Annotated in this window: 23 protein-coding genes, 3 tRNA genes and 1 other RNA gene; 12 read left to right on the top strand and 15 right to left on the bottom strand. The window is 58.1% G+C overall.

Annotated elements, in window-relative coordinates:
- Positions 1–25 precede the first annotated feature (25 nt).
- The gene (locus ACJ8HA_RS01310; protein ID WP_099817470.1) at positions 26–1783 is read left to right on the top strand and encodes a DEAD/DEAH box helicase; all 1758 of its coding nucleotides are present in this window, start codon (positions 26–28) and stop codon (positions 1781–1783) included.
- A 162-nt stretch (positions 1784–1945) separates the two neighbouring features.
- On the top strand, positions 1946–2230 hold the full coding sequence (rplY, locus tag ACJ8HA_RS01305; protein WP_019453645.1) for a 50S ribosomal protein L25: 285 nt from the start codon (positions 1946–1948) through the stop codon (positions 2228–2230).
- A gap of 84 nt (positions 2231–2314) precedes the next feature.
- Here rplY and yejK read toward each other — a convergent pair whose 3' ends face one another.
- Complete coding sequence (yejK, locus tag ACJ8HA_RS01300; protein ID WP_025303563.1) at positions 2315–3322, bottom strand: nucleoid-associated protein YejK; 1008 nt, start codon at positions 3320–3322, stop codon at positions 2315–2317.
- Between the two features lie 210 nt (positions 3323–3532).
- Here yejK and ACJ8HA_RS01295 point away from each other — a divergent pair, with 210 nt between their 5' ends.
- The 4 genes from ACJ8HA_RS01295 (at position 3533) to ACJ8HA_RS01280 (ending at position 5870) form a co-directional block, all read left to right on the top strand.
- Positions 3533–3760: a YejL family protein gene (locus tag ACJ8HA_RS01295; RefSeq protein WP_004935782.1), complete on the top strand. Its 228-nt coding sequence runs from the start codon at positions 3533–3535 to the stop codon at positions 3758–3760.
- 9 nt (positions 3761–3769) lie between these two features.
- Complete coding sequence (gene yejM, locus ACJ8HA_RS01290; protein ID WP_025303564.1) at positions 3770–5551, top strand: LPS biosynthesis-modulating metalloenzyme YejM; 1782 nt, start codon at positions 3770–3772, stop codon at positions 5549–5551.
- Between the two features lie 78 nt (positions 5552–5629).
- Positions 5630–5706, top strand: a tRNA-Pro gene (locus ACJ8HA_RS01285).
- Positions 5707–5740: 34 nt separating this feature from the next.
- Positions 5741–5870, top strand: a non-coding RNA gene (locus tag ACJ8HA_RS01280) — RtT sRNA.
- Between the two features lie 112 nt (positions 5871–5982).
- Here the strand turns inward: ACJ8HA_RS01280 and ACJ8HA_RS01275 are convergent.
- From ACJ8HA_RS01275 to mhbT, 5 genes are read right to left on the bottom strand one after another with little or no spacing between them, the layout of a single operon-like run.
- Complete coding sequence (locus ACJ8HA_RS01275; RefSeq protein WP_197759340.1) at positions 5983–7176, bottom strand: 3-hydroxybenzoate 6-monooxygenase; 1194 nt, start codon at positions 7174–7176, stop codon at positions 5983–5985.
- 19 nt (positions 7177–7195) lie between these two features.
- Positions 7196–7840, bottom strand: a complete 645-nt coding sequence (gene maiA / locus ACJ8HA_RS01270; protein WP_142591668.1) for a maleylacetoacetate isomerase — start codon at positions 7838–7840, stop codon at positions 7196–7198.
- 19 nt (positions 7841–7859) lie between these two features.
- Positions 7860–8561, bottom strand: a complete 702-nt coding sequence (locus ACJ8HA_RS01265; RefSeq protein WP_025303616.1) for a fumarylacetoacetate hydrolase family protein — start codon at positions 8559–8561, stop codon at positions 7860–7862.
- 15 nt (positions 8562–8576) lie between these two features.
- On the bottom strand, positions 8577–9614 hold the full coding sequence (gene gtdA / locus ACJ8HA_RS01260; RefSeq protein ID WP_043136456.1) for a gentisate 1,2-dioxygenase: 1038 nt from the start codon (positions 9612–9614) through the stop codon (positions 8577–8579).
- An 18-nt stretch (positions 9615–9632) separates the two neighbouring features.
- Positions 9633–10982 (bottom strand): 3-hydroxybenzoate transporter MhbT, encoded by a 1350-nt coding sequence (gene mhbT, locus ACJ8HA_RS01255; RefSeq protein ID WP_025303618.1) that lies wholly within the window; start codon positions 10980–10982, stop codon positions 9633–9635.
- Between the two features lie 125 nt (positions 10983–11107).
- Here mhbT and ACJ8HA_RS01250 point away from each other — a divergent pair, with 125 nt between their 5' ends.
- A complete protein-coding gene (locus tag ACJ8HA_RS01250) occupies positions 11108–12016 on the top strand; it encodes a LysR family transcriptional regulator (RefSeq protein ID WP_043136460.1) in 909 nt (302 codons plus the stop codon).
- A gap of 38 nt (positions 12017–12054) precedes the next feature.
- Here ACJ8HA_RS01250 and ttrA read toward each other — a convergent pair whose 3' ends face one another.
- The 3 genes from ttrA to ttrB are packed head-to-tail and all read right to left on the bottom strand — an operon-like array spanning position 12055 to position 16878.
- The gene (gene ttrA, locus ACJ8HA_RS01245) at positions 12055–15126 is read right to left on the bottom strand and encodes a tetrathionate reductase subunit TtrA (RefSeq protein WP_043136464.1); all 3072 of its coding nucleotides are present in this window, start codon (positions 15124–15126) and stop codon (positions 12055–12057) included.
- Positions 15119–16144 (bottom strand): tetrathionate reductase subunit TtrC, encoded by a 1026-nt coding sequence (gene ttrC, locus ACJ8HA_RS01240; RefSeq protein ID WP_043136468.1) that lies wholly within the window; start codon positions 16142–16144, stop codon positions 15119–15121. The genes ttrA and ttrC overlap by 8 nt, the downstream gene beginning before the upstream one ends.
- Positions 16141–16878, bottom strand: a complete 738-nt coding sequence (gene ttrB / locus ACJ8HA_RS01235; RefSeq protein WP_043136471.1) for a tetrathionate reductase subunit TtrB — start codon at positions 16876–16878, stop codon at positions 16141–16143. The genes ttrC and ttrB overlap by 4 nt, the downstream gene beginning before the upstream one ends.
- A gap of 228 nt (positions 16879–17106) precedes the next feature.
- On the opposite strand from ttrB, the gene ttrS reads away from it, so the two are divergent.
- From ttrS to ACJ8HA_RS01215, 4 genes are all read left to right on the top strand, one after another.
- The gene (gene ttrS, locus ACJ8HA_RS01230) at positions 17107–18828 is read left to right on the top strand and encodes a tetrathionate respiration histidine kinase TtrS (protein ID WP_442515264.1); all 1722 of its coding nucleotides are present in this window, start codon (positions 17107–17109) and stop codon (positions 18826–18828) included.
- On the top strand, positions 18800–19399 hold the full coding sequence (ttrR, locus tag ACJ8HA_RS01225; RefSeq protein WP_043136478.1) for a tetrathionate respiration response regulator TtrR: 600 nt from the start codon (positions 18800–18802) through the stop codon (positions 19397–19399). The genes ttrS and ttrR overlap by 29 nt, the downstream gene beginning before the upstream one ends.
- Positions 19400–19739: 340 nt before the next feature.
- Complete coding sequence (locus tag ACJ8HA_RS01220; RefSeq protein WP_025303625.1) at positions 19740–20402, top strand: VUT family protein; 663 nt, start codon at positions 19740–19742, stop codon at positions 20400–20402.
- 17 nt (positions 20403–20419) lie between these two features.
- Positions 20420–21151 carry a metallophosphoesterase family protein gene (locus ACJ8HA_RS01215; protein WP_442515161.1) on the top strand — a complete coding sequence of 244 codons (732 nt, stop codon included), beginning with the start codon at positions 20420–20422 and terminating at the stop codon, positions 21149–21151.
- Here ACJ8HA_RS01215 and ACJ8HA_RS01210 read toward each other — a convergent pair.
- Both ACJ8HA_RS01210 and ACJ8HA_RS01205 read right to left on the bottom strand, forming a co-directional pair.
- Positions 21144–21632, bottom strand: a complete 489-nt coding sequence (locus ACJ8HA_RS01210; RefSeq protein ID WP_043136490.1) for a hypothetical protein — start codon at positions 21630–21632, stop codon at positions 21144–21146. The two genes, ACJ8HA_RS01215 and ACJ8HA_RS01210, sit on opposite strands and share 8 nt — an antisense overlap.
- Positions 21633–22286 carry a helix-turn-helix domain-containing protein gene (locus ACJ8HA_RS01205; protein WP_043136493.1) on the bottom strand — a complete coding sequence of 218 codons (654 nt, stop codon included), beginning with the start codon at positions 22284–22286 and terminating at the stop codon, positions 21633–21635.
- Between the two features lie 871 nt (positions 22287–23157).
- Here ACJ8HA_RS01205 and ACJ8HA_RS01200 point away from each other — a divergent pair.
- Complete coding sequence (locus ACJ8HA_RS01200) at positions 23158–23400, top strand: DinI family protein (protein ID WP_025303629.1); 243 nt, start codon at positions 23158–23160, stop codon at positions 23398–23400.
- Positions 23401–23624: 224 nt separating this feature from the next.
- On the opposite strand, the gene ACJ8HA_RS01195 is transcribed toward ACJ8HA_RS01200, so the two are convergent.
- The 4 genes from ACJ8HA_RS01195 to ACJ8HA_RS01180 form a co-directional block, all read right to left on the bottom strand.
- Positions 23625–23700 (bottom strand) — tRNA-Thr (locus ACJ8HA_RS01195).
- Positions 23701–23706: 6 nt separating this feature from the next.
- Positions 23707–23794 (bottom strand) — tRNA-Ser (locus ACJ8HA_RS01190).
- 157 nt (positions 23795–23951) lie between these two features.
- Positions 23952–24281 carry an osmotically-inducible lipoprotein OsmE gene (gene osmE / locus ACJ8HA_RS01185; RefSeq protein ID WP_025303630.1) on the bottom strand — a complete coding sequence of 110 codons (330 nt, stop codon included), beginning with the start codon at positions 24279–24281 and terminating at the stop codon, positions 23952–23954.
- Between the two features lie 126 nt (positions 24282–24407).
- Positions 24408–24875 (bottom strand): nuclear transport factor 2 family protein, encoded by a 468-nt coding sequence (locus ACJ8HA_RS01180; RefSeq protein WP_025303631.1) that lies wholly within the window; start codon positions 24873–24875, stop codon positions 24408–24410.
- Positions 24876–24962: the final 87 nt, after the last annotated feature.

Here is a 24962-nt window from a genome sequence, read left to right as displayed (position 1 = left end):
CCATTCCAACCTACGGCGTTCATTTATGGCCTTTACCCTACGCCCCTACCAACTGGAAGCGGTCGAAGCCACCATCAACCATTTCCGGCGGCACCCCGAACCGGCGCTGATCGTGCTGCCGACCGGTGCCGGCAAAAGCCTGGTGATCGCCGAGCTGGCGAAGCGCGCCCGCGGGCGGGTGTTGGTGCTGGCGCACGTCAAGGAACTGGTGGCGCAAAACCACGCCAAATACTGCGCCTACGGCCTGGAAGCGGATATCTTCGCCGCCGGCCTGCAGCAGAAAGAGAGCGCCGGCAAGGTGGTGTTCGGCAGCGTACAGTCCGTCGCGCGCAACCTGCCGCTGTTCGACGGCGCCTTTTCGCTGCTGATCGTCGATGAATGCCACCGCATCAGCGACGACGACGACAGCCAGTACCAGCAAATCATCCAGCATTTACAGAAAACCAACCCGCAGCTGCGGCTGCTGGGGCTGACCGCCACGCCTTACCGACTGGGCAAGGGCTGGATTTACCAGTATCACTACCATGGCTTCACCCGCGGCGACGGCGCCAGTCTGTTTCGCGACTGCATCTACGAGCTGCCGCTGCGCTACATGATTAAGAACGGCTTCCTGGTGCCGCCTGAGCGGCTGGATATGCCGATCGTGCAATATGACTTCAGCCGGCTGGAGGCCAGGAGCAACGGCCTGTTCAGCGAAGCGGATCTGAACCGCGAGCTGAAGCGGCAAAACCGCGTCACGCCGCACATCATCAGCCAGATCGTGGAGTACGCAGAGGATCGCAAAGGCGTGATGATCTTCGCCGCCACCGTCGAACACGCCCGCGAGATCCACGGCCTGTTGCCGAACGGCGAAGCCGCGCTGGTCAGCGCCGAAACGCCGCCCGCCGAGCGCGATGCGCTGATCGACGCGTTCAAACAGCAGCGGCTGCGCTATCTGGTCAACGTCGCGGTATTGACCACCGGTTTCGACGCGCCGCACGTCGATCTGATCGCGATCCTGCGCCCCACCGAGTCCGTCAGCCTGTACCAGCAGATCGTCGGGCGCGGGCTGCGTTTGGCGCCCGACAAAAAGGATTGCCTGATCCTCGACTACGCCGGCAACCCGCACGATCTGTTCACGCCGGAAGTCGGCGTCAGCAAGCCGCACGGCGACAGCCAGCCGGTGCAGGTATTCTGCCCGGCCTGCGGCTTCGCCAACCTGTTCTGGGGCAAGTGCACCGAGAACGGCGATATCATCGAGCACTACGGCCGCCGCTGCCAGGGCTGGCTGGAGGACGACGACGGCCACCGCGAGCAGTGCGATTACCGCTTCCGGTTCAAGAGTTGCCCGCACTGCGGCGCGGAGAACGATATCGCCGCACGCCGCTGCCATCAATGTCAGGAAGTGTTGGTCGATCCCGATGACATGCTGAAGGCGGCGCTGAAGCTGAAAGACGCGCTGGTGCTGCGCTGCGGCGGCATGGAACTGCAGAGCGGCCGCGACGACAAGGGCGAATGGCTGAAGGCCACCTATTACGACGAGGACGGCACCAGCACCAGCGAGCGCTTCCGCCTGCAGACGCCGGCGCAGCGCAAAGCGTTCGAGATGCTGTTCCTGCGCCCGCATCAGCGCGCGCCGGGCGTGCCGTTCGCCTGGCACACCGCCGCCGACGTGCTGGCGCAACAGCAGGCGCTGCGCCATCCGGATTTCGTGGTGGCGCGCAAGCGCGGGCAGTTTTGGCAGGTGCGTGAGAAAGTGTTCGATTATCAAGGCCGTTTCCGCCGCGCCAATCAGTTGGCCTGAGCGAACTGTCCCCAACCTGGGCAGGTTTTCGTTGCCCTGCGGGCGGCTTTCCGTTAAAATGCCGCGCGCTTTACCTGGGCCTGCCCAGCGTTAAAGCGGGTTTCCGAACTTGCTACTTGGGTCGCCTGTAGCAGGGTAAATTTTCTTTTAAGAGAAAAAACAATGTTCACTATCAATGTAGAAGTACGTAAAGACCAGGGTAAAGGTGCGAGCCGCCGCCTGCGTGCAGCAAACAAATTCCCAGCTATCGTTTACGGTGGCAAAGAAGCTGCAGTTTCCATCGAATTGGACCATGATTCTGTTAAGAACATGGAAGCTAAACCAGAATTCTACAGCGAAGCAGTAACTCTGGTTATCGACGGTAAAGAAACCAAAGTTAAGGTTCAGGCTGTACAGCGTCACCCGTTCAAGCCAAAACTGGCTCACATCGACTTCGTTCGCGTTTAATCGCTACGTTTTCGAACCTTTCGGGACGCCGAAATAAAGAACGCCGCAATTGCGGCGTTTTTTATTGTCTGCGATTCGGCACGCTTACTTGCCGCTGCCGGTCCGGCGCTGCAGCTGATCGCGCAGGTTCGGCGGCGTGCCTCTGATGGTCAGCGTGTCAGTGGCCGCATCCCAGAAAATGCGTTCGCCCAGCAGCATGGCGTCGAAGTTCAGGCTGATGCCGCCGCCGCTGCCGGCAAATTTGGTCAGTTGGCGCAGCGTGCCGCGATCCGCCGGGAAGCTCTCTTCCAGCTCATACCCTTGCTCGCTGGAGAACTGCATGAAGTCTTTCTCGCCGAGCGGCGACAGCTCCTGCGACAAGGCCTGCAGTTCAATCTCTTCGCCGGCCTGCAGCTGTTCGTTGCAGTAGCTGTACACCTGCTGGCGCACCGACTGGCGCTCGTTCTTGTCCAGCTGCGCATCGGCGCAGTAGTCGTCTACCGCCTGCAGCAGCCCGCGGTTTTGCGCCTTGGTGTCCAACCCTTCGGACGCCGCCAGGAAATCCATGAAGAAGTCGGCGACCTTACGGCCTACGCGCCCGCGCAGGAAGGTCAGATAGCGGGTCGATTCCGGGTTGGTTTCCCATTCGGTCAGATCGATGCGCGCGACGATATCGGCGTTGTTGATGTCCAGATAGTGCGTGGTGTTGATATCCAGCTCTTCGTTGACGCGCATGCTGTTACGGCTGTTCAGCACCGCGATCAGCAGGTACTCCACCGCCAGATAACGGTATTGGCCGAACAGCACCACGCCGCCTTCGGCAAACGGATACTTCGCCAGTTCGTCGCGCAGGCGGCCGGTCGCCGCGCGGCTGAAGGCCAGAAAGTCCTTATCGTCCTTGCGGCAGGTGCGCAGCGCTTCCGCCAGCTCGCTACCTTCGTTGAACAGGCCTAAGGCCTTGCTCTTGGCGCTGTAGACGCGATGCAGTTCCGTCATCATTTCTTCCACCGCCGCGTTGGTAGGAAGCAAGGAATCGCGCAGCACCACGTCCAGCGTTTGCTCGTCGCGTTTCACCAACTGATGCAAAGCGATCTGGTCGATATCCAGACTCATGGTAAATCCTCCTGTTCTTTAGGCGCGTATTCAAACACTGAAGGCCCCGACCTGCAATACTAAAAACCGCGGCAAACCGGAAAGGCGCTGCGAGGAGCAGCCCCGCCACGGGCGCCCCCTTCCCCAAATGACAGGAAGTGATAAAAGAGCGGAAAATCACTGCCCTATACGGTAAGATAGGGCACTTTGCAGATTACTAAGCGCAATTTTATGCCACAATCATCCCGTTACAGTGACGAACACGTTGAACAACTGCTCTCAGAGCTGGTCAATGTTCTGGAAAAACACCATACCCCCACCGATCTTTCCCTGATGGTGCTGGGCAACATGGTCACTAATTTGATCAACACCAGCGTTGCCCCCGCGCAGCGGAAAACCCTGGCAAGATCGTTCGCGGAAGCCCTGCAGGCTTCTGTCCGTGAAGACAAAGCACATTAATATTGACTTATGGTGACAAACCGTCAGCGTTATCGTGAAAAAGTCTCCCAGATGATCAGCTGGGGGCACTGGTTCGCCTTATTCAACATCCTGCTCGCCCTTGGGCTGGGCAGCCGCTACCTGTTTGTTACCGACTGGCCCGCATCCCTGCTGGGCCGGGTCTATGCCTTTGTCAGCCTGCTGGGGCATTTCAGCTTTATCGTGTTCGCCGGCTATTTGCTGGTGATCTTCCCGCTCACCTTCGTGGTGATGTCGCAGCGGCTGCTGCGATTTATTTCCGCCGCGCTGGCCACCATCGGGCTCACGCTGTTGCTGGTCGACAGCGAAGTGTTCTCCCATTTCCACCTGCACCTCAATCCGGTGGTGTGGGATCTGGTGGTCAACCCGGACCAGAGTGAGCTGTCGCGCGACTGGCAGCTGATGTTTATCTGCGTGCCCGTGATCTTCCTAGTGGAGATGTTGTTCGGCACTTGGAGCTGGCAGAAGCTGCGCAGCCTGAACCGCCGCCGCTTCGGCAAACCGCTGGCGGCGCTGTTTATCAGCGCCTTTTTCGCGTCGCACCTGATTTACATTTGGGCTGACGCCAACTTCTATCGCCCGATCACCATGCAGCGAGCCAATCTGCCGCTCTCGTACCCGATGACCGCGCGCAAGTTCCTCGAAAAACACGGCCTGCTCGACCAGCAAGAGTATGAGCGCCGCCTGATGCAACAGGGCAACCCGGAAGCGGTGGCGGTGGAGTATCCGCTCAGCGATCTCAGCTACGGCGATAAAGGCAGCGGCTATAACCTGCTGATGATCGTGGTGGACGGCATTCGCGCCAAAGACGTGGCGCAGGACATGCCGGCGCTGACGCGCTTCGCCCAGGAAAACGTGCGCTTCAGCGATCACTACAGCTCGGGTAATCATGCCGACACCGGGCTGTTCGGCCTGTTCTACGGCATTTCTCCGACCTATCTGGACAGCGTGCTCGCCGGCCGCAAGCCGTCGGCGCTGCTCAACGCGCTCGGCGATCAGGGCTACCAACTGGGGCTGTTCTCTTCCGACGGTTTCAACGCCAGCCTGTACCGCCAGGCCCTGTTGACCGACTTCTCGCTGCCGACGCCGGCGCCGCAAAGCGACGCGCAAACCACGCAGCAATGGCAGCGCTGGCTGACGGATCAGGGCGGCAAAGAGCCGTGGTTCTCCTATATCAACTTCAGCGGCGCCGAGCCGGCCGAAGGCGACAAAACCCCGGCGCCGGCCGATTTTATCCAACGCTATCGCACCGGCGCGCAAGACGTGGATGCCCAGATAGCCCAGGTGCTGGATACCCTGAAACAGCGCGGTCTGCTGGACAAAACCGTGGTGGTGATCACCGCCGAACACGGCGTCGAATTCAACGACAGCGGCAAAGGCCAATGGGGCGCCGGCACTGCCTTCAACCAGGCGCAACTGCAGGTGCCGTTGGTGATCCACTGGCCGGGCACCCCAGCGCAGACCATCAGCAAGCTGACCGGCCATAACGACGTGATGCGCACCTTGATGCAACGGTTGCTGCACGTGAAAACCGCGCCGAAAGACTATTCGCAGGGCGAAGATCTGTTCACCGCCCAGCGCCGCAACGACTGGATCGCCACCGGCGATGGCAATCAGCTGGTGATCACCACGCCGACGCAGACGCTGATGCTGGACAACAGCGGCAACTATCGCGTCTACGATCAGAACGGCGAAGAAATAAAAGACGAGAAACCGCAGCTTGCTCTGCTGCTGCAGGTGCTGACCGATGTAAAACGCTTTATAGCCAACTAACTGCTTAAAACTAAAGCAATCAAGTGGCGAGGTGCTTGCATTAACATCGGGAATCGGTAGTATGATTTTTCATAGCGTCGGCATGTAGCGCAGCCTGGTAGCGCACCGTCATGGGGTGTCGGGGGTCGGAGGTTCGAATCCTCTCATGCCGACCAAATTTAAGAAAACCTGCTGTTACAGCAGGTTTTTTTTCGTCTGCACGTCGAGAGGATGAGAATCTCCGAAGGAGGTTTGAGCCGAACGTAGTGAGACCACGTTGCTTTAGCAACGGCCCGCAGGGCAAGCATCGAAGATGCGCATAATCCTCTCATGCCGACCAAATTTAAGAAAACCTGCTGTTACAGCAGGTTTTTTTTCGTCTGCATATTGAGAGGATTAGGCCGCACCGGTTTGGCCCATGCGCTAGCGGAGGCCTGGGCAGGGCCTCTCTCTCAGCGCGGCTGCAGGCAGTTTTCTTCTTTCCAGCCGTACAGCCATTCCATTCCGCGATAAAATTCCGCCTGAGATTTGCCTTTCCATAACAGATTACGCACCTGGCGCTCAACGCCTGCGGCGTGATAAACACGGCCCATCTCACGGGTTGACCAGACGATGCGCGCCGTGCGTGGAATACGTACCGACTCGTACAGGGCAAGCGCTTTTGCCGCATCCCCTCCATGCTCTTCCAGCGCTTTACCCAGCGTTACCGCATCCTCCAGCGCCATGCAGGCTCCCTGTGCCATATACTGTGCCACCGGGTGCGCTGCGTCTCCCACCAGCGTGATACGGTCGTTGCCCCATTTCTCCACCGGTTCACGATCGGCGGTTGACCAGCGGCGCCATGAGGTCGGCTTATCCAGCATCTGGCGCGGACGCGGGTGAATACCGGAAAAATAGGAAAGTACCTCCTCTTTACTGCCCTCCTTCACACCCCATTCCTCCTGCTGACGGCTATGGAACGTCACCACCAGGTTATACTGCTTCCCGCCGCGCAGCGGGTAATGCACCAGATGGCAATGCGGCCCCGCCCACAGTACCGGCGCGTTAATGCGTAAATCCTCCGGCATCTCATCGCAATTAATCACGGCGCGGTAAACCACATGTCCGGTCACCCGCGGCGCATCGCCCAGCAGGTACTGCCGCACCACCGACCTCACGCCATCGCAGCCGATCAGAATATCCGCCGTCCAGCGATTGCCCTGCTCATCAAATACCGTCACATCGTCCACCGTTTGGCTGATACCCGCCACCTGCGTTGAGGTACGGTATTCCACATCCGGATGGGTCAATACCGCTTCCCAAACAGAGGTGTGGATATCCGCCCGATGGATAACCGCATAGGGACCGCCAAAGTGATCGCGAAATGCTTGCCCGGTCTCAATATGCACCACCTCCTGGGCATTGACCGCATCCATCAGGGTAATGTGATCGGTAAAGACGGCGCGCTGACGCGCTACGCCGCCCACACCCAGGCTATCCAGCGCGGAAAAGGCGTTGGGGCCGAGCTGAATACCCGCCCCAATCTCACCAATCTCGTGCGCCTTTTCCAACAACATCACTTTAATGCCCTGGCGAGCCAGCGAGAGCGCAGTCGCTGCGCCGCCAATGCCTCCCCCGACGATAATTGCGCGCATCACTTTAGCCATTGTTTTCCTCCTTTCGGGCTCAGGCTGAGATTTTGTCTTGTTGGTTTTCGGGCGCCGCGGCGATGAACGCCGGGAGACGAGTACAGGCGTCGTAAACCGCTTTACAGCGCGGGTACCCGCTCAGATCGCACCCCATCCGCAGGGCATTCGCCCACTGAGGGATCAGGCAGCAATCCGCCAACGTCGGGGTATCGCCAACGCAGAAGGGTCCTGGCGGCCTCTGGAGCAACAGCTGTTCTACGGCGCTCAGCCCTTGTCGGATCCAGTGCGCATACCAGCGTTTTTTCTCTTCCTCACTCACCTTCAGCTCTTCACTCAGGTAGCGTAAAACCCGCAGGTTATTTACCGGATGAATATCGCAGGCAATAACATAAACGATTTCCAGTATCCGGCTGCGCGCCGGATCGGCCGTCGGTAACAGCGGCGACTGAGGAAAATGGCGATCCAGCCAGTCAATAATCGCCAGCGACTGGCTGAGAGACTCACCGTCGTCCGTGAGCAGCGTCGGCACCAGTCCGACCGGGTTCATTCGCCGATATGCCAGCTCATTCTGCTGCCCGATGCGAATATTGACCCCCACCGTCTGGTAATGGATGCCTTTCAGCGCCAGCGCAATGCGCACGCGGTAGGACGCTGAGCTATTAAAGAAACTGTACAGCTTCATCATTCACCTCTGAATCGGCTCAGACAATCTTCACGGCGATTGGGGTTAGCCCCTCTACATTGCCGGTAATCACATCGCCTTTCACCACCGCGCCCACCCCTTCCGGCGTCCCGGTAAAAATCAGATCGCCGGGCTGCAGCTCAAAAAAGCCGGACAGATAGCTGATGGTTTCATTCACCGACCAGATCAGATGGCGGATGTCGCTGCGCTGGCGATCGCTGCCGTTGACCTGCAGCCAGATAGGCGCGTTGTTCACGTCGGCGCTGTCGCCGGCTTTATGCAATGGCGCGATGGGCGCAGAAAGATCGAACGACTTGCCGATTTCCCATGGGCGTCCCATCTGACGCATGTCCATCTGCCGATCGCGGCGGGTCATGTCCAGGCCTGTGGCATATCCCCAAATGTATTCATGCGCCTTTTCCAGCGGAATATCGCTCCCCCGTTTGCCAATCGCCACCACCAGTTCGATTTCGTAGTGATAGTTGTCGGTTTGCGACGGATACGGCAACGCCAGCGTTTCGCCGGCCGCCACCGGCACCACCGCATCGGCAGGCTTGCAGAAGAAAAACGGTGGCTCACGATCCGGGTCAAAGCCCATTTCGCGGGCATGCGCAGCATAGTTACGCCCGACGCAGTAGACACGGCGCACGGGAAACTGTTTATCACTCCCCACAACAGGAACCGTCACGGGGGCTTGCGGTGCAAATACGTATTGCGTCATTTTGTCTCTCCCAAATTAATAACGTGCTTCGCGGAACAGTCCCAGGGCTTCCTGAACCGGCCTGTCCGAGAAACTGAATAACACGGTGTCTTCGTCCGCCTGAAACGACACGTCGAACCAGGTCGGCGCCACGAAGATATCTTTTGCCGAAAAGTGAAGGGTTTCGCTGCCGATGCTGACCTGGCCGCGCCCTTCCACCACGTGGTAAATGGTGCTGTCCGTGGTGCGCGCCTTCCGTGAGGAAAAGCCTTTCGGCAGCAGCTGCAGGAAGGCGCTCATCGAGGGCATGGGATAGCCGCCGGTCACCGGGTTGGCGTAGCGCATCTTGTAGCCGTCCCACTCGTCGGCGTCCCCCATGCGGGTGAGGTCGTGCAGCGCTTCCCGGCTGCGATCGTAGCGGTAGTTGAAAATGGGCGATGAGTTGCCTTTCTGATGGCGCAGCGGCAGCATATTGGCCGCATAGCGCGGTAAATAATCCCCCTCCTGGCGCGTCACGGGCTGCTGCTCTTGCGGATAGTCTTCCGCGAAACCGCAACCCAGCAGGTTCACCAGCGGCAGATCCAGCCCGTCCAGCCATACCACCGGCTCCTCGCCGGGATTACCGTGATCGTGCCAGCGCCACTGCGGCGTCAAAATGAAGTCGCCTTCATGCATTTGCGTACGTTCACCGTCAACGGCGGTAAATGCCCCTTTCCCCTCGACGATAAAACGCAATGCCGACTGATTATGGCGATGGCTCGGCGCGACTTCGCCCGGCATGATCAACTGCAATCCGGCATACAGCGTCGGGGTGATGGAGGACTGTCCGCGCAGCATCGGGTTTTCCAGCACCAGCACGCGGCGAACCGCCTCTTTGGCGCCAATCAACTCGCCGCTGGCCAGCAGGTGCGGGCGAATCGCCTGATAGTTCCAGTAAGCCGGAGCGCAGTTTGCATTCGGCGTTTGCGGCACCAAATGGTGCAGCGACTCCCACAATGGGGTCAGGTTCTGCCCTGAAATATGCCGGTAGAACTGCTGGCGGCTGGGATTAACATCCTGATTGCGTTCAGGCATAGGGATTCTCCTTTTCATTCACGACGCTGCGCGAGGCAACGTATCAGGGGCTGGAGCAGACTGGCGAACAACAGCCGTCAGCAGCATTAACATCACCGTGCTGATCGCCGCCGGCACGGCAATAATGAAAAATAGCGTATCGAATGAGAAATTCATCGCCATCATCACGCCGCCGGCAAGCGAGCCGACAATCGCGCCGCAGCGGCCAATGGCATTGGACCAGCTGACGCCGGTCGCCCGGCTTTGCGTCGGATAGAGCGTGGCGGTCAAGGCATTCAGCCCAACCTGCGAACCGCTGATGCCGATGCCGGTGCCGAAGATGGCCAGCGCCATCAGCCACAGGCCGTTCTCGCTCAGACCAATCATGACGATACACGCGGCGCCCAGGGCGTAGCTCGCCGCCAACACCCGGAAGGGATTGTATTTGTCCATCAACGCGCCCAGCCCCAGCGCCCCCAACGTTCCGCCCATCTGGAAAGCGGCGGTCACCCAAGAGGCATGCTGCAGATCTATACCGCGATGGTTAAGCAGCGTCGGCATCCAACTGGAGAGCAGATAGATAATCAACAGGCTCATAAAAAAAACCGCCCAGAGCATGAGAGTAATGCGCAGCTGGCGGCCGGCAAACAGCGGGCTGATGCTCCCTTTGGCCGCTGTAGCGGCTTCGTTGAGGTAAAAATGGGTCTCTTCATCGCACTCTCGGGTGATGCCGCTGACCGTTTTGGCAATCACCTTGCGCGGCAGTTGGCGGCGGACCTGCCAGCGCGGGGATTCCGGCAGGGCAAACAGCAGCACCACAAAGAGCATCAGCGGCAAAACGCCTCCGAGCACCAAAATGCCGTGCCACCCCATCACCGGCACCAGTTGGGCGCTGACGATCCCGCCCAGGGCTGAACCGAGCGTGAAACCGCAGAACATCAGCGTGACCAGCGCACCACGGCGGCGAGCAGGCAGATATTCAGAGGTCATCGTGATGGTGTTCGGCATCGCGCCCCCCAACCCCAGGCCGGTGAGAAAACGTAAAATGACCAGCGTTGGCATATCGGGGGAGAAGGCCGAAATCAGGCTCAGCGTGCCAAACAGCGCCACGCAAAGTTCGATGACGCGCTTGCGGCCAAAGCGGTCAGAAAGCGGGCCGCAAAGCAGTGCGCCCGCCGTCAATCCCAGCAGCCCCGCGCCAAACAGCGGTGCCAGTTCGCCGGCGGTCAGTTGCCATTGGGTACGGATGTCGGGTGCGATGAAACCAATGGCGGCGGTGTCAAAACCATCGAACATCACCACCAAAAAGCAGCAGATGATAACGCGCCACTGCGTCTTACCGATGGGAGCAGCATCGATCAGTGCTTGTAAATCACGCCGTTGAGTCATAGTGAGCGCCTCGGTGCAGGTAGGGAGATGTCTGTCTTGTTTTAGGTATGTTACGAATTTGTATCCTTAGCGATAAAATGTACAATGGCTTTTCAGGCAGAGACATAACCGGAGGGTTATAGCAAATGGCGAACTGGGCGCAGAAAATGAAACTTCACCATCTGCAAATGTTGGTGGCGTTGGGTGAGCAGGGAAATCTGACCCACGTTGCCCGGATGATGAACATCTCCCAACCCGCTCTGTCAAAATGGTTGTCACAGCTCGAAGATGAGATTGGGATCACGCTGTTTGAGCGGCATAGCAAAGGGCTGCGCCCCTCCGAGGGGGGGAAACTGCTGCTTCAGCATGCGCAGCGCTTGGTCAACGATCTCGAGCGTTCGCAGTCTGAAATCGCCCGCTTTAAGCAAGGCGGGCTGGTGGGAAGCCTGAAAATCGGCTGTTCGCCGGTCGCCACCGACTGCGTTTCGCAGGCCATATTGAGCCTGCTGCAGGAAATGCCAACGCTGCATCTCAATATTGAGGAAAAGGTGATGACCCCGCTGCTGCACGATCTGATCGCGGGCGCGGTGGACGTCGTCGTGGGCCGCGTTGGCGGGCGGGCGCTGCAACTGCCGCTCAACTATCAAGTGCTCTACACCGAACCGGTATGCTTTGTTGCCCGCCCTCACCATCCGCTGGCGGAATCCGCCTCCCTCACCTGGCGCGATCTCACCCACTGGCGCTGGATTGTCTGGCCGACCGGCACGCCCATCCGCCTCAGCATTGATAATGCGCTGGCGGATAACGGCGTGATGCTGCCCGAAAACACGGTTGAATCGGCATCCATGAACGTCAGTACCAACCTGCTGCAAAGCAGCGATATGATCTCCATTCTTTCCCTACGGCTGGCGCAGCGTTATGCCAGCCAGGGGCAGCTGGCGATCCTGAATCTGCCGAAGATAGAGCAGAAAGGCAGCGTGGGCGTCTTCTGGCGCAACAGCGAACCGCCTTTTACCGCGCTGAGCCGCTTTTTGCAGCTGCTTACGCAGGCTTAACACCCCCACCTGCAGCCACAGCAGATTTACGGCTGCGCCTACGCGGAAAGCTTGACGATGGTCGCAGGGATCCCCTGACGCACCGCCGCTCCGGTCACCCAATCCAGCCAGGTATTCGGCACTTCACGCGTCGGATCGGCAAAGCCCAAATCGTTGAGGTTGATGCCGGCGGCAATGCGCTCATCCATCGCCAGCGGTTCACCGTCCAGGTAGTGCTGACTGGCCCCCATCTCCCGGTGGCCGTAGCCGTGCTCCACCGCGATCACGCCGGGCATCACGCCCGCCAGTAAACTGATCCGCACCTCTCGACTGCCGCCCGGCGTGCTGATACGTACCCGGTCGCCGTGTTGAATGCCGAAACGTGCCCCGTCTGCCGGATTCAGCGCCACCAGGTTCACCGGTTTCACGTCGTGCAGGCGCCGGATCACCGCGGTGGAGCTGCTCATCACGTTGGATTTGAAGGACATCAGGCGCAGTGGCCACTGCTGCTCAGGGTAGAGCGCTTCCACCGCGCGGCCGTCCGACAAACGCGCCGGATAGCAGGTGGGGCAGCCGCTGAAACGCTCACCGGTGATCGCATGCCGGTGCTTCGCCACTTCCGCATTCCAGATCTGCAGCGGTTTCTCCCAGCGGTTGCCCACGCTGCCGTCGCGGCGGCCGCTGTCGTGAACTGCGAACCGGCCGCCGCGGCTGTAAATAAACGCCACGCGGTCGATTTCATCGGCGCGCAGCGTCTGCGCAAGCTGCGGCAACAAGCGATCGACACCGCTCAGCGTCAGTTCGTCCGCCCTCGCGGCCGACACCGGCGCCTTGCCGGCAAACGCCACGTTGGCGGCGGCGCGCAGATAATAATCCTCGGCGCAGTTGAGCGGCAGCAGCTCGCCCTGGCCGTCGCCGATAGCGCGATCGCCGAACCCCGGCAGCGCCAGGCGTTTAGCGACGGCGATGCAAAACGCCTCCATGGAAATCGGCTGCCCTTGCGCCGTTTTCGCGGTCGCCGGCGTCACTATCGGCCAGCGCGCGGTAGTGGCCTTGCTGGCGACGCCGCCCCAGGGGGCGCTGAACCCCCAACTCTCAAAATTATGGGTGTCCGGGACGATATAGTCGGCCAACGCCGTCGTTTCGTTGATAAACGCATCGATAGCGATAAACAGCGGCAAACGCGCCGGATCTTTCAATCGTTCCTCCGCCACGCCGCGCAACCCGGCGATGCCGTACAAGGGGTTGGTCATGTTCGAGATCCAGGCTTTCAGCCCGTACGGATACCCCGCCAGCGCCGATGTCAGCAGCTCGGTCAGTTGCCCGGCGACGAACGGATACCAGGGCGCCCTGGCCGGCCAGGGGGAAACGCCCGCCGCTACTTTTTCGCGGTACTCGTCGGAGGTTTCATAGGCGGCCTTGCTGCGTGCGATATTCAGCCCCTTCGGTTTTACCAGGCCGGGAAACTCGACCAGGTTATAGCGCGGCCCCTCAGCGAAGCCGTTGAATTTTCCGCCGCCGACGAACACGCCCCCCGCCAGGCTCAGGTTGCCGATCAACACGTTAAGCATCATCACCGACCAGGTATTGTAAAACCCGTTTGCCGCCATCATCCCGCCATGGGCGATCACCGCCGCCTTGCGCCCGTGGGCGGTAAAGGCCTCGGCCAGTGCCGCGATGCGTGCCACCGGCACGCCGCATTGCCGGCTGTACGCCTCCGGCGACAGCTTGTCGGCGGCCTCTTTCAAACACTGGAAGCCGCTTTTCACCCCCACCTGCACGCCGTCGTGCAGCGTCACCGTACGGCTTACCCACAGCTCGGCGCTGTCGCACGCCTCGGCCGCCACCAGTTCCCCCGCGCCGTTGACCACCAACGGCGACGCCGACTCGGCGCCATTCAGATCGGCCAACGTCAGATGCTGCCCCGCCCGCGGATGCTCGCTCTCGGCGATCACCAGATGCGTGGCGTTGGTCCAGCTCTTCTCGCCGGCACGTTGCATGGCGGCCTCGGACGGGATGGCGAGATAACCGGCCTGATAACGCCGGTGGTCGAGGATCCAACGGATCATTGCCATCGCCAGCGCCGAGTCGGTGCCCGGCAATATCGGGATCCAATGGCCATGATCGTCCGCCAATGTGGTGGTCAGCGGCAGCGCCGGCGCCACTACCGCATAACGGAACTCGCTGCGCAATCTGGCGCTGGCCAGTTGCCGAGCCTGCCGCTTGAATGGGTTGCCGGACTGCGCGGGCGAGGTCCCCATAAACAGCGCGAACTCGACCTGTTCCCAGTCGGGCTTTACATGCGGATTTTTGTCCAGATCGTTCATCAACGCACCGGAACCAGCACGGTAGGCCAGCCCGCAGTAAGCGCCGTGCGCGCCGAAGTTTTTGCTGCCGAAACTGTTCTGGGCGAAACGCCGCAGGAAGCTGTCGCGCCCGTCGTCACCGGCGTTGGTCACCAGCAGCTGATTGGCTTTCGGCCCCAGCCCCGGCTGTCGGGCATCGATCGGCGTCTCCAGATCGCGGATCGCCCGCAGGCCCTCCACATACCCCTCGCCGAACAGATCGCCGCCCTCCACCACTTCAGCGATCAACTGCTCGAAGCTGATGCGCTGCCACTTGCCCTCGCCGCGTTTGCCGACGCGCTTCATCGGCTCCAGCACGCGCAGCGGGCTGTAAAGCCCTTCCAGCAGCGTGGCGCCGCGCGCGCAGGCGGTGGAGCGGGCGTCGAGGCCGCTTTCGCCGCCCAGCTGCGCCAACGCGTCCTGCAGCGGCAAGGCCGAGTCGACGTGCCGTTCCTGAGACAGCGGATGATACGGGTTGCCGGCAATGCGCAATACCCGGTCGGTCTGCCTGTCCACCCGCACCCGCACGCCGCATTGCGTCCAGCAGCCGAAACACTGGGTCATCGAGATGGCCTGCTGCGGATTGCCTTGCCATTCCGGCCTTGCCCGCCCTTCGGGCGGCAGGGAGTTGCCGTTGATGCGATCCAGGGTCACCCGCCCTGAAGTGCCGTGAATCAAGCCGTCGATCGCCCGTTTGGCGACCTCGCGATAGCTCAGGCCAAAGGCGGACAATCCGCCGAAGGCCAGGCCCACTTTCAACCACTGACGCCGGGTGAGTTTAGCCATGTTGTTTTCTCCGCAGTAAAAACGCCTGTGCTTCACGCACCATGATCATTAACGCCAGCCACAACCCGAAAGTGCCGACGATCGCCAGCAAGCCATCGGTGCCGAGCGGCAGGCTATAAGGGGAATACGTCGCGTTGTATTTCGGGATGGTTTGCACCTCGATCAACAGCGTCCAGCGCATCAGCCAACTCAGCCCCAGTGCGCCGGCCACCAGCAGCGTCGTACCGCCGCGCGGCAAGCGCCGAGAGCCGGCCCAAGCGGCGCACGCCAGCGTCAGCCCCCACAGCGCAATCCATCCCACGGCATACCGGCGCGCCATCGCCTGCGTCTGCAGCCAGTGGCGTACCGCCGCGCCGGATAACGTATCGCCGCATACCCACAGCAGGATCGCCCCGCCGAGCAGCAGTAACGTCAGCAGCATCCCGCGCGCCAGCGGCGCCTGCAGACCGGGCCGTTCGCGCAATGTCAGCAGCAGCAAGGCCAAGAGCGCCTGCAGCGCGCTGAGGAACATCACGATCGGAAATCCGTAGCTGAACCAGATTGGGCGGGCACGCACGACGGAAACCTCACGCCCGGTGTACAACAGCAGGCCAATAGCCACCAGCGCGCAAGCGGGCGCAATCCCACGCAGCAGCGCAACCGGCCTGCCCGTCAGCCGCGCAAATTCGAGTGCGAGAAACCACAGGCCGATCAGCAGGGTAAACAACGGCAAGAACAGTGCGCCCCACGGCATCCAAGACCAGGGCGTCGGGTAGGCGTAGAAATGCCAGAAGCGGGCGGTTTGATGCAGGTCGGCGGTCAGCGCCAGCGGCGCGGTGATGGCGCACGTCAGCCCGATAAACAGCGCCATGCGCTCCAGATGCGCGGCGTTATCTCCACCGCGCCAGCGCCACACGCAGGCCAGCAGCGCGGCGCAGGCGGCGATGCCGATAAAGAAGAAATATTGTACGGCCCACGGCAGCCAGCTCACCGCCTGCGGTTGGCTCAGCACTTCTGCGATCATCAGTTGGCGACTCATCGTCCCTCCCCCCATAAGGCGACCTGCGCCCGCCCCGGCAGCGGCGTGACGAAGGCGTCATCCAGCCCCAGATAGAACACATGGGGCGCGGTTTGGTTCTCCGGCTTGAGGACGTTGATCTCGGCCTCATGGCGCCGCAGCATTTTGCTCAGCGTGCTGTGCGGATCGCGCATGTCACCAATGATCCGCGCCCCGCCCACGCACGACTCCACGCACGCCGGCAACAATCCCGCCTCCAGCCGGTGTACGCAGAAGGTACATTTGTCCGCCGTTTGGGTGGCGTGATTGATAAAGCGGGCATCGTACGGGCAGGCCTGCACGCAATAGGCGCACCCCACGCAGCGTTTGTTGTCGACCACCACGATCCCGTCCTCGCGCTGGAAGGTGGCCTGCACCGGGCACACCGGCACGCAGGGCGGGTTGTCGCAGTGGTTGCACAGCCTGGGCAGCAGCACGTTGGTCGCTACTTCTTCCCCTTCGAGGCTGACCTGGTACTGGTTTACCGTGGTGCGAAACTCCCCGTGCGGCGTCTGGTTTTCAATGGCGCAGCTCACGGTACAGGCCTGGCACCCGACGCAGCGTCGCAGGTCGATCAACATCGCATAGCGGCGGCGAACATCCCCCTCGCGCCGCGTCGGCGCTAACGTCAGCCCGGCCTCCGCCACGGGGATCAGCGAAGCCCCCGCCGTCAACACGCCCAGCTGCTGCAAAAACTGCCGTTTACTGAAGTCCATGCGCCTCTCCCACGCCCTGGGCATCACCCCGATCACGCTATTGATGCCTGTTAGATGAATAAACAATGTCGATGATTTACAGTGTAAAAATGGCATCGATGGCGCTCTATTGTGGTTAACCACATACCGGCCCCAACGTTGATCTAAAACAAGTGGCGGCAGGCAAATTGCCCATCAGGAGGGGCTGTGAGGGTCGTGTTATTACTGCTGTTCAGTCTCGGTTGGGGGATGGCGGCACAGGCGGGAGAGTGGTCGGTCGGCGTGCTGGCGATGCGCGGCGATGCGGCGACCGCGCGTGACTGGCAGCCGCTGATCGACAGCCTCAACGGCAGTGTCGGCGGTGAGCGCTTCCGCCTGCAGCCGCTCGATCTGACGCAGATGCGCGAAGCGGTCAATCGGGGCAGCGTGCAGTTCGTGGTCACTAATCCGGCGCAGTTCGTGCAGTTGAACAGCCGCTATCATCTGCGCTGGCTGGCATCATTGCGCGCCGCCAACGGCGATCGGGCAACGGGCAACATCATCGGCAGCGTGATTCTGGTGCGGCGCGACAGCGGCATCACGACGCCGCAGGCGCTGATGGGCAAAACGGTGGGCGCCATCGATCCGCAGGCCTTCGGCGGCTATCTGACCGGCTATAAGGCGCTCAGCGATGCCGGTATGCGGCCCGATCGCGATTTCCACCTGCGCTTTACCGGTTTCCCTGCCGATGCCCTGCTCTATCTGTTGCGCGAGCGCGCCATTCAGGCCGCCATCGTCCCCGTCTGCCTGCTGGAGAAAATGGATCGAGAAGGCCTGATCAACCCGGCGGATTTTCGCCCGCTGTTGCAACGGCCCACATCGGTTCCCTGCGTCAGCAGCACGCCACTTTACCCCAACTGGTCGTTCGCCGCCCTGCCCGGCCTGGATAACTCACTGGTGGATGCGGTGGCAAGAGCCTTGCTGACCGCACCTCCGCAGTCTCCCTTTCAATGGGGCGCACCGGTCTCGACCAGCGAGGTGGAAGCCTTGCTGCGCGCCGTCAATCAACACCCGGAACAGCGGCGGCTGTGGCTGGATATCAAGAGCTGGCTGATCCAGCATCAGACGGCCGTCGGCCTGTCGCTGGCGGTGCTGGCGCTGTTGATCGTCAACCATATCTGGATCGCGCTGCTGGTACGCCGGCGCGGGCGGCAGTTGCTCCATGCCGGAGAGCAACTGCAGCGGCAGGAGCAGGCGCTGGAGAACGCCAGGCAGCTGAACGTGCTGGGGGAAATGGCCTCCGGCTTCGCGCACGAGCTCAATCAACCGTTGGCGGCTATTCGCCTTTATGCGCAGGGATGCCTGATCCAACTGCGCAAAACGGACGCCGGGCATCCGCTGTTGGGTCCGCTGGAAAATATCGACCGACAGGCGCAGCGCGGCGGCGAGACGATTCATAACCTGCGCCAGTGGGTGCAGCCCACCGCTGAGGCGATAGATCAAACGCGCTGGCGACCCGCGGTGGTAAGCGAAACCGCCGAGCGGGTGTGGACGCTGCTGCGCCTGACGCAGCGCTATCCCGACCTGAAACTGTTCAACAACGTGGCGCCTTCGCTGACGCTAACCCTGCCGCCGGCGCTGCTGGAACAGCTGCTGGCGAACCTGCTGCTGAATGCGGCGCAGGCCGGAGCCAATGCCGTCTGGCTTTCCGCCGTCCAGAGCGAACGGGCGATCGAGTTGCATCTGCAGGACAACGCGGGCGGCATGACAACGGCCGGGCTGGAACAGGCTTTTCGCCCCTTCAACACCACCAAAGCCGGCGGCATGGGGCTGGGGTTAGCCATTTGCCGGCGCCTGGCCCGCTACGGCGGCGGCGAAATCCGCCTGGCTAACCGCCCCGCCCCCGACAGCCGCAATGGGCTGTGCATAACGCTGCATTTCATATTGAACGATGAGGAAAACCATGTCGCTAATTCATCTGGTGGACGATGACGCCGCCGTCACCGACGCCTGCCATTTTTTGCTGACCAGCCTCGGCCACGACGTGCAGTGCTGGAATGACAGCGCCGGCTTTTTGGCGCAGGCCGATCTGTTTCAGACCGGGATCGTCTTGCTGGACATGCGGATGCCGATACTCGATGGGCATCAGGCCTACGCTGAGCTGCGCCGCCGCGGTAGTACGCTGGCGGTGGTGTTCCTGTCCGGCCATGGCGACGTGCCGATGGCGGTGGAGCAGATGAAGTACGGCGCGGTGGATTTCCTGCAAAAACCGATCGCCGCAGAACCGCTGATCGCCGCCCTCGAACGGGCACAGCAGGTCTCGGCCAAAGCCCAGCAGCGCCATGAAACTTGCGGCCGCTACCGCACGCTCACGCCGAAAGAACGCGACATCGCGCAGCTGGTGGTGCGGGGCATGATGAATCGGGAAATGGCGGAGCGGCTGAATATCGCCCTGCGCACCGTAGAGGTTCACCGGGCAAAAGTGATGGAGAAAATGCAGGCCGCCAGCCTGGCGGAATTGGTGATTCAGCTGCAGGCTCTACCGCCCACGCCCCGGGAGTGAATGCATAAAGCCCTCATCAAGCTAACGTCCCGTATTCCTCTTTCCTTGATTGACACAGCGCGATCCAGGCAATATATTTATTAGAAATATTAATGAATTACGGTGAGATCACCTTTTCTCAACCAACAGGCTATCAGCATTCTCCGCAAAACCCAGCGTAGCGCTCTCGCCTTCAGGAACCCCGTGAGGGAAAGAAGGGGCGTTGCCTTGAATGAAGAGAAATGATGGCCATGCAACATGGCTCGAGCATCATTACGCCACTATCTGGCCATCCGGTTAACGTTTTAAATAAGTATGGATTATGAATAACAGAAGAATACGGACTAAATAAGGAATAAAAATGCAAGGAAATCTCAAGCTCTATGGCCTTTTTGTTGGCCTGACGGTGACCATTATGATCACCTGCGACACGTTGGTTTATAAGGTCTTTGATATCTATGGTTTTAAAATAACGGCAAGCGGCATTGTATTCTCCTTGTGTTTCTTGATATCCACATTGCTGACTGAGGTTTATGGCTATAAATTGTCGGTAAGAGCAATATGGATCATGGTGTTCTGCCAAAGTTTATATGTCATAATACTTAATCTCTCAGCCGTTATTCAGCCAGAAAACAACGATATCGCCACACACTATTATTCTTTATACCATGAATTCTGGCGAGTCATGATAGGCACCTGGGTGTCCGTTCCGGTCGCTTATTTCGTCAATGGTTTTATTATTTCAAAGATGAAGATTATCTTCTCCGGCAAATACTTCTTTATCCGATATATTGTTGGCTCCATGTCTACACAGGCCGCCCTGTTGCTGACAGCCTATCCGATCAGTCTTTCAGGAAAATACACCTTCATGGAGTTGGTTAATATCATAAGCACGACGTGGTCTTATAAAGTTGTCGTCTCTATTGTATTACTGCCGCTCGCCATCGCCTTAGTCGAGTGGGTGAAGAAGATAGAAAACACCGATCATTATGATTGGGGCACCTCATACAATCCATTTAAGTAATATCAACAGGGTCTCGCATGAAAGTAATTCAGATTAGCGACATACATATTATGCCTAATGAAAGCGCGCTGGCTTCGAAGCATCTTGCTAATTTCGACAGGGCCATTGACTTCATTAATGCCAATGCCGATAAAATCAATGCCGACTTAATCATTGTGACGGGTGACATCTCTCATGATGGCGATATCCCCTCTTATGAGCGCTTCTTTAAGATAATGAACCGCACTTCCTTACCTTTCTATTTTTTCCCAGGCAACCACGACAACAAAAAGAACCTGGACGTTACAGCCCGTAAGCAGGGTGGCAGCTACGATATAAACTCGTTTGAAGATGACGAATGGCGCATGCTCAGCATCGACTCGGTGGTTGATAATGAAGATTTCGGCAGAATCTCGACGCAATCGCTCGACACGCTTGAAAAAGCCATCGTCGCAAGTGACAATAAAAAGGTCGCCGTCTTCTTGCATCATCACCCTATTCCGGTAGGCACCCCGATTGTTGATAGCTGTATGTTAAACAATGCCGAGGAGTTTTTGAGCCTCTGCCAACGATTAAACGTTAAGTTTATCGGCTCAGGCCATGCACATACGCTATTCCAAAGAAAGCTGGGGGAAACCTTAGTCTCTGTTTCCCCAGCGATTTGTTCGCAATGGAAGAACGGCACAAGCGCTGTCAGCAGCATAGACAATTCTGCCTTCAGCGTGATTACGTTCGATGAGCATATTCACGTCGAACCCTGGTTTATTTAATCAACGTCAGTATTGTTTTTTTAGATCTGTCGCTTTTCTTAGCATTTTTCAATGAGGCAGAGAGTGCTCTGCCTTCCTTTACCCCGGCATAGAAGGCTATTTTCGTCGCATCCAAGGACTCGGTTTTGTCGACAAGATCGCGATCCCTTAGAAAATCCGCCCCTGATATTGATATCGAGTCAACATCGTTTTTCAACGTCCACATACAGTTTCGTTTCTCTTCATGAATCGACAGTTTGGCCGAGGCGATTTTTATTTTAGATTCGGTCTCGGCGATAAAAGCGATATCTTTCGGGTTAACATGCCTGAGAAAATCGCCCTCGATGAGTTGCCCCCAGTTTTTTTTCACGAAAGTATGGGTGCCAAACTCTTTGAAAAGCCAATATCCATCCGCCGTTCGGATCACGCTACGATCTAACGTATAGAGGTAACTGGGAGAGTATATTTTTCTTAACCTTCTCATTATGTTAAATAAGTCCATTTATTTCAGCCTCTTTATCGTTTTCAATAGAACACCGACGATCGCATAATCGCTATAGGACTTCACACTGCTATCTGAATCTAATGAGATGTTTGTAAACAACAAGTCGCCGTCGGAAACAAAAACTCGCCTTAAGCATATTGGGTAATTTTTCAGCTTAACCAGGACGATATCGCCATCGCAAAATGGCTCCTTGAGCGAGATCACACAATACGTTCCACGGTCTAATTCAGGCGACAGTGAATTATTCGTTATCTCTACCACAAACAGCGAATCGTCCGTCATGTCATCGACTTCTGTCGTATAGGTATCTGCCGTTCTGATCGTGTTGGCCAGAAAACGTTCTACATCGCTGTAGCTAATGAGCGGAAGCGATCTCACATTGTGTTTGGCCTCTCCCGTGACGCTTAAATCCTTGTCAGTCAGCTCCCCTACTTTTACGCTGAAAAATTCACCAATGGACGCAAGCGTAGAGATCGTGGGATTCCCCACGCCTTTCCTCAGATTATTGATCGTGGCAATACCTATCCCTGTTTCGCTGCTCAACCGACTGGCGTCAATCCCGTGCATGCGCATGAGGTAAGTAAGGTTTTCACCTATCATTTTCAATGACATACCATTTTCTTCTGATATTTTAATGTTGTTTGGTTGCATTATAATGTTTTAAACCTATACTTTAGTGTCATTAAAGTGAATTAAAAACATTAAACCACTTCTAGGGTGGCTATGACAATGACTCGGGGCCTTTTGTATACGAAATATAAATATAATACATTGTAATATAATAATTTTATTGTAAATCACCGGTCTTGCCGAACATGACTGGCTGCCTTTTAAATGATTCAATTTACTTATAAAAATGCTGTCTGCACAGGCTAACTCATATGCCCGTTCATCAAACATCAGAGGCGCTTTACAACGCCCGGGATATCTTCATCGCATTCACGCCATAGCCGACGTGGGAGAAACCCAAAATGCTAAACATTAACCCCGCAGCAATTTAACGCACAGAAGCCAACCTGGAGAGCAAACCGCATCCCGGTTCGATAATTTTAAAGGAAATGAGATGAGTGCTTTATTCATCGCTCTTCGAGCGACCATTGGCCAATACTCGGGATTTTTTCTCTGTCAGAACGCGAAGAAGCTGCGTCAGCGCCCGTAGCGCCGAGTTCCGGCGCATACCTGCATTGATCGATATTATGCCAAGAACGGCGACCAGAAAGGTGGCGTCGGGCCCCCAACACCAGGGAGCCCCCAGCCCGACGCCACCGCCTTACATACTGATTAGTAAGGGAGAAAAATGTAGGTTGCGGAGGATAATCGTGCCCTTTGAATATTCACGCACGAAGTGAGCGAGGAAAATGCAGACCACTGGCCAGACGTAAAGAAAAGATTCAGTGGCAGGCTTGGCAGCCCGCTGCGCAAGTAAGAATAAACGCCTTATGCAAAATTGCGCCCCCCTCTTGCCAACCCGCCTTCCTCAGGCCAGAATACTGTACATTAAATCAGTGTTTACAGGTGAGTCATGTTTGTAGAATTAGTGTACGACAAGCGCAACGTCGCTGGGCTACCCAACGCCGCCGAGATTATTCGCAACGAGCTGGAAAAACGCGTGCATGTGCTGTTCCCGGAGGCGGAGGTGCGCGTGAAGCCGATGCAGGCCAACGGCCTGAACTCCGACGCCAGCAAAAGCGATCGTGAGAAGCTGAACCGAATGTTGGAAGAGATGTTCGAAGAAGCGGATCAGTGGCTGGTCACTGATATTTGAACCTGTCTGATAGCCGGGCTCGCCCACCGGCTATATTTCCGCCAGTATATGCAAACGTTCAGCCCTTGGCTAATGGGATTGACGCGGTGCCTCCCCCATCCGGTTATCGGTTGGTTAATGTTAATATCGATGCTATTCCAAGCGCGCACTGCTGCAGTGTGCACTTTTCTAGTGCACCAATACCATAACAAAAAGCCCCAGCATCGCTGCTGGGGCCTCTGTCATGGTGCCGGCTACCGGAATCGAACTGGTGACCTACTGATTACAAGTCAGTTGCTCTACCTACTGAGCTAAGCCGGCTGAATTTGGCGGAAGGACAGAGATTCGAACTCTGGGAGCTGTTACACTCGACGGTTTTCAAGACCGTTGCCTTAAACCACTCGGCCATCCTTCCAATGGGCGCTGATATTAGCGATACCGTTATGAAATGTCTATCGTTTTGATGCAAAAAAATGGCACAACCGGTGCAGTTGCCTAAACTTCAGGCCTTAAACGCTTAAAAAATGAAAAGCCCCGCGCAAGCGAGGCTTTTTTGGTCGGCCGAAACGCGATTATTTCGGCTGAGAATCGTAGTCTGAACAGGTTTGATAGCCCTTGTTCATGACATGGCCCGTGTCGTTGTAGCTGACAAAGTAGGTTTGCACCTTGCCGTCGCGCGGCGCCACCGCATAGGTGTCGCAGGTGCCCTGCGCATGAACCAGTGTGGCAGTGGTCGACGGTGGACCCGCGATAGCCCGCACCTGCTGCTTGGTCATCCCTACTTTGACATCGCTGACCACCGGCTCATTGACATAGCTGGCTGCGCGATCATAGGTGGTACAACCGGCAAGAATGGAGAATACCGCCGCAGTGCCGACGGCCAAAACCAACTTCTTCGTCATAGCTTGTCCTCTTGGAGTGCATTTGTTGTTCCCTAAGTCTAGAAGCGGGAAGGCTTTTCTACAAATTCCCCTTTGTCGATCGGTGCGCTTTTGCTCTCAAAAGGCCATCGCAGCATCCCATCAGATTCAAAAACCGAAATCGCTCAGGGCCGGGACATCGTCCGGGCGCCGGCCGAGCGGCCAATGAAAACGCCGATCCTGTTCGCGGATCGGCATGTCGTTGATGCAGGCGTGACGGTTGATCATCAGCCCCTCCTGATTGAACTCCCAGTTCTCATTGCCGAAGCTGCGATACCAGTTGCCGGAATCGTCGCGCCATTCATAGGCAAAACGCACCGCGATGCGCGCGCCGTCAAACGCCCACAGCTCCTTAATCAGCCGATACTCCAGTTCTTTCGCCCACTTGCGTTGCAAAAAGCCGACCACCGCCGCGCGCCCATCGACAAATTCCGCGCGGTTACGCCAGTGGGTATCGAGGGAATACACCTGCGATACACGTTCGGGATCGCGGCTATTCCAGGCATCCTCCGCCAGCCGCACCTTCTCGATAGCGGATTCGCGGGTAAAAGGCGGCAATGGGGGTTTAATGCTCATGTTTATCTCCTAAGTGAAGGCGTGTAGACAACTCTGTCTACATCATTACGCTAGCGCATGTAGACAGAGTTGTCTACAATCACTCGG

The organism is Serratia sp. CY33802, from assembly GCF_052169095.1.
GTDB lineage: Bacteria > Pseudomonadota > Gammaproteobacteria > Enterobacterales > Enterobacteriaceae > Serratia > Serratia bockelmannii.
The sequence above is the reverse complement of the archived record's forward strand: the minus strand, read 5'-3'. Positions and strand labels throughout refer to the sequence as shown.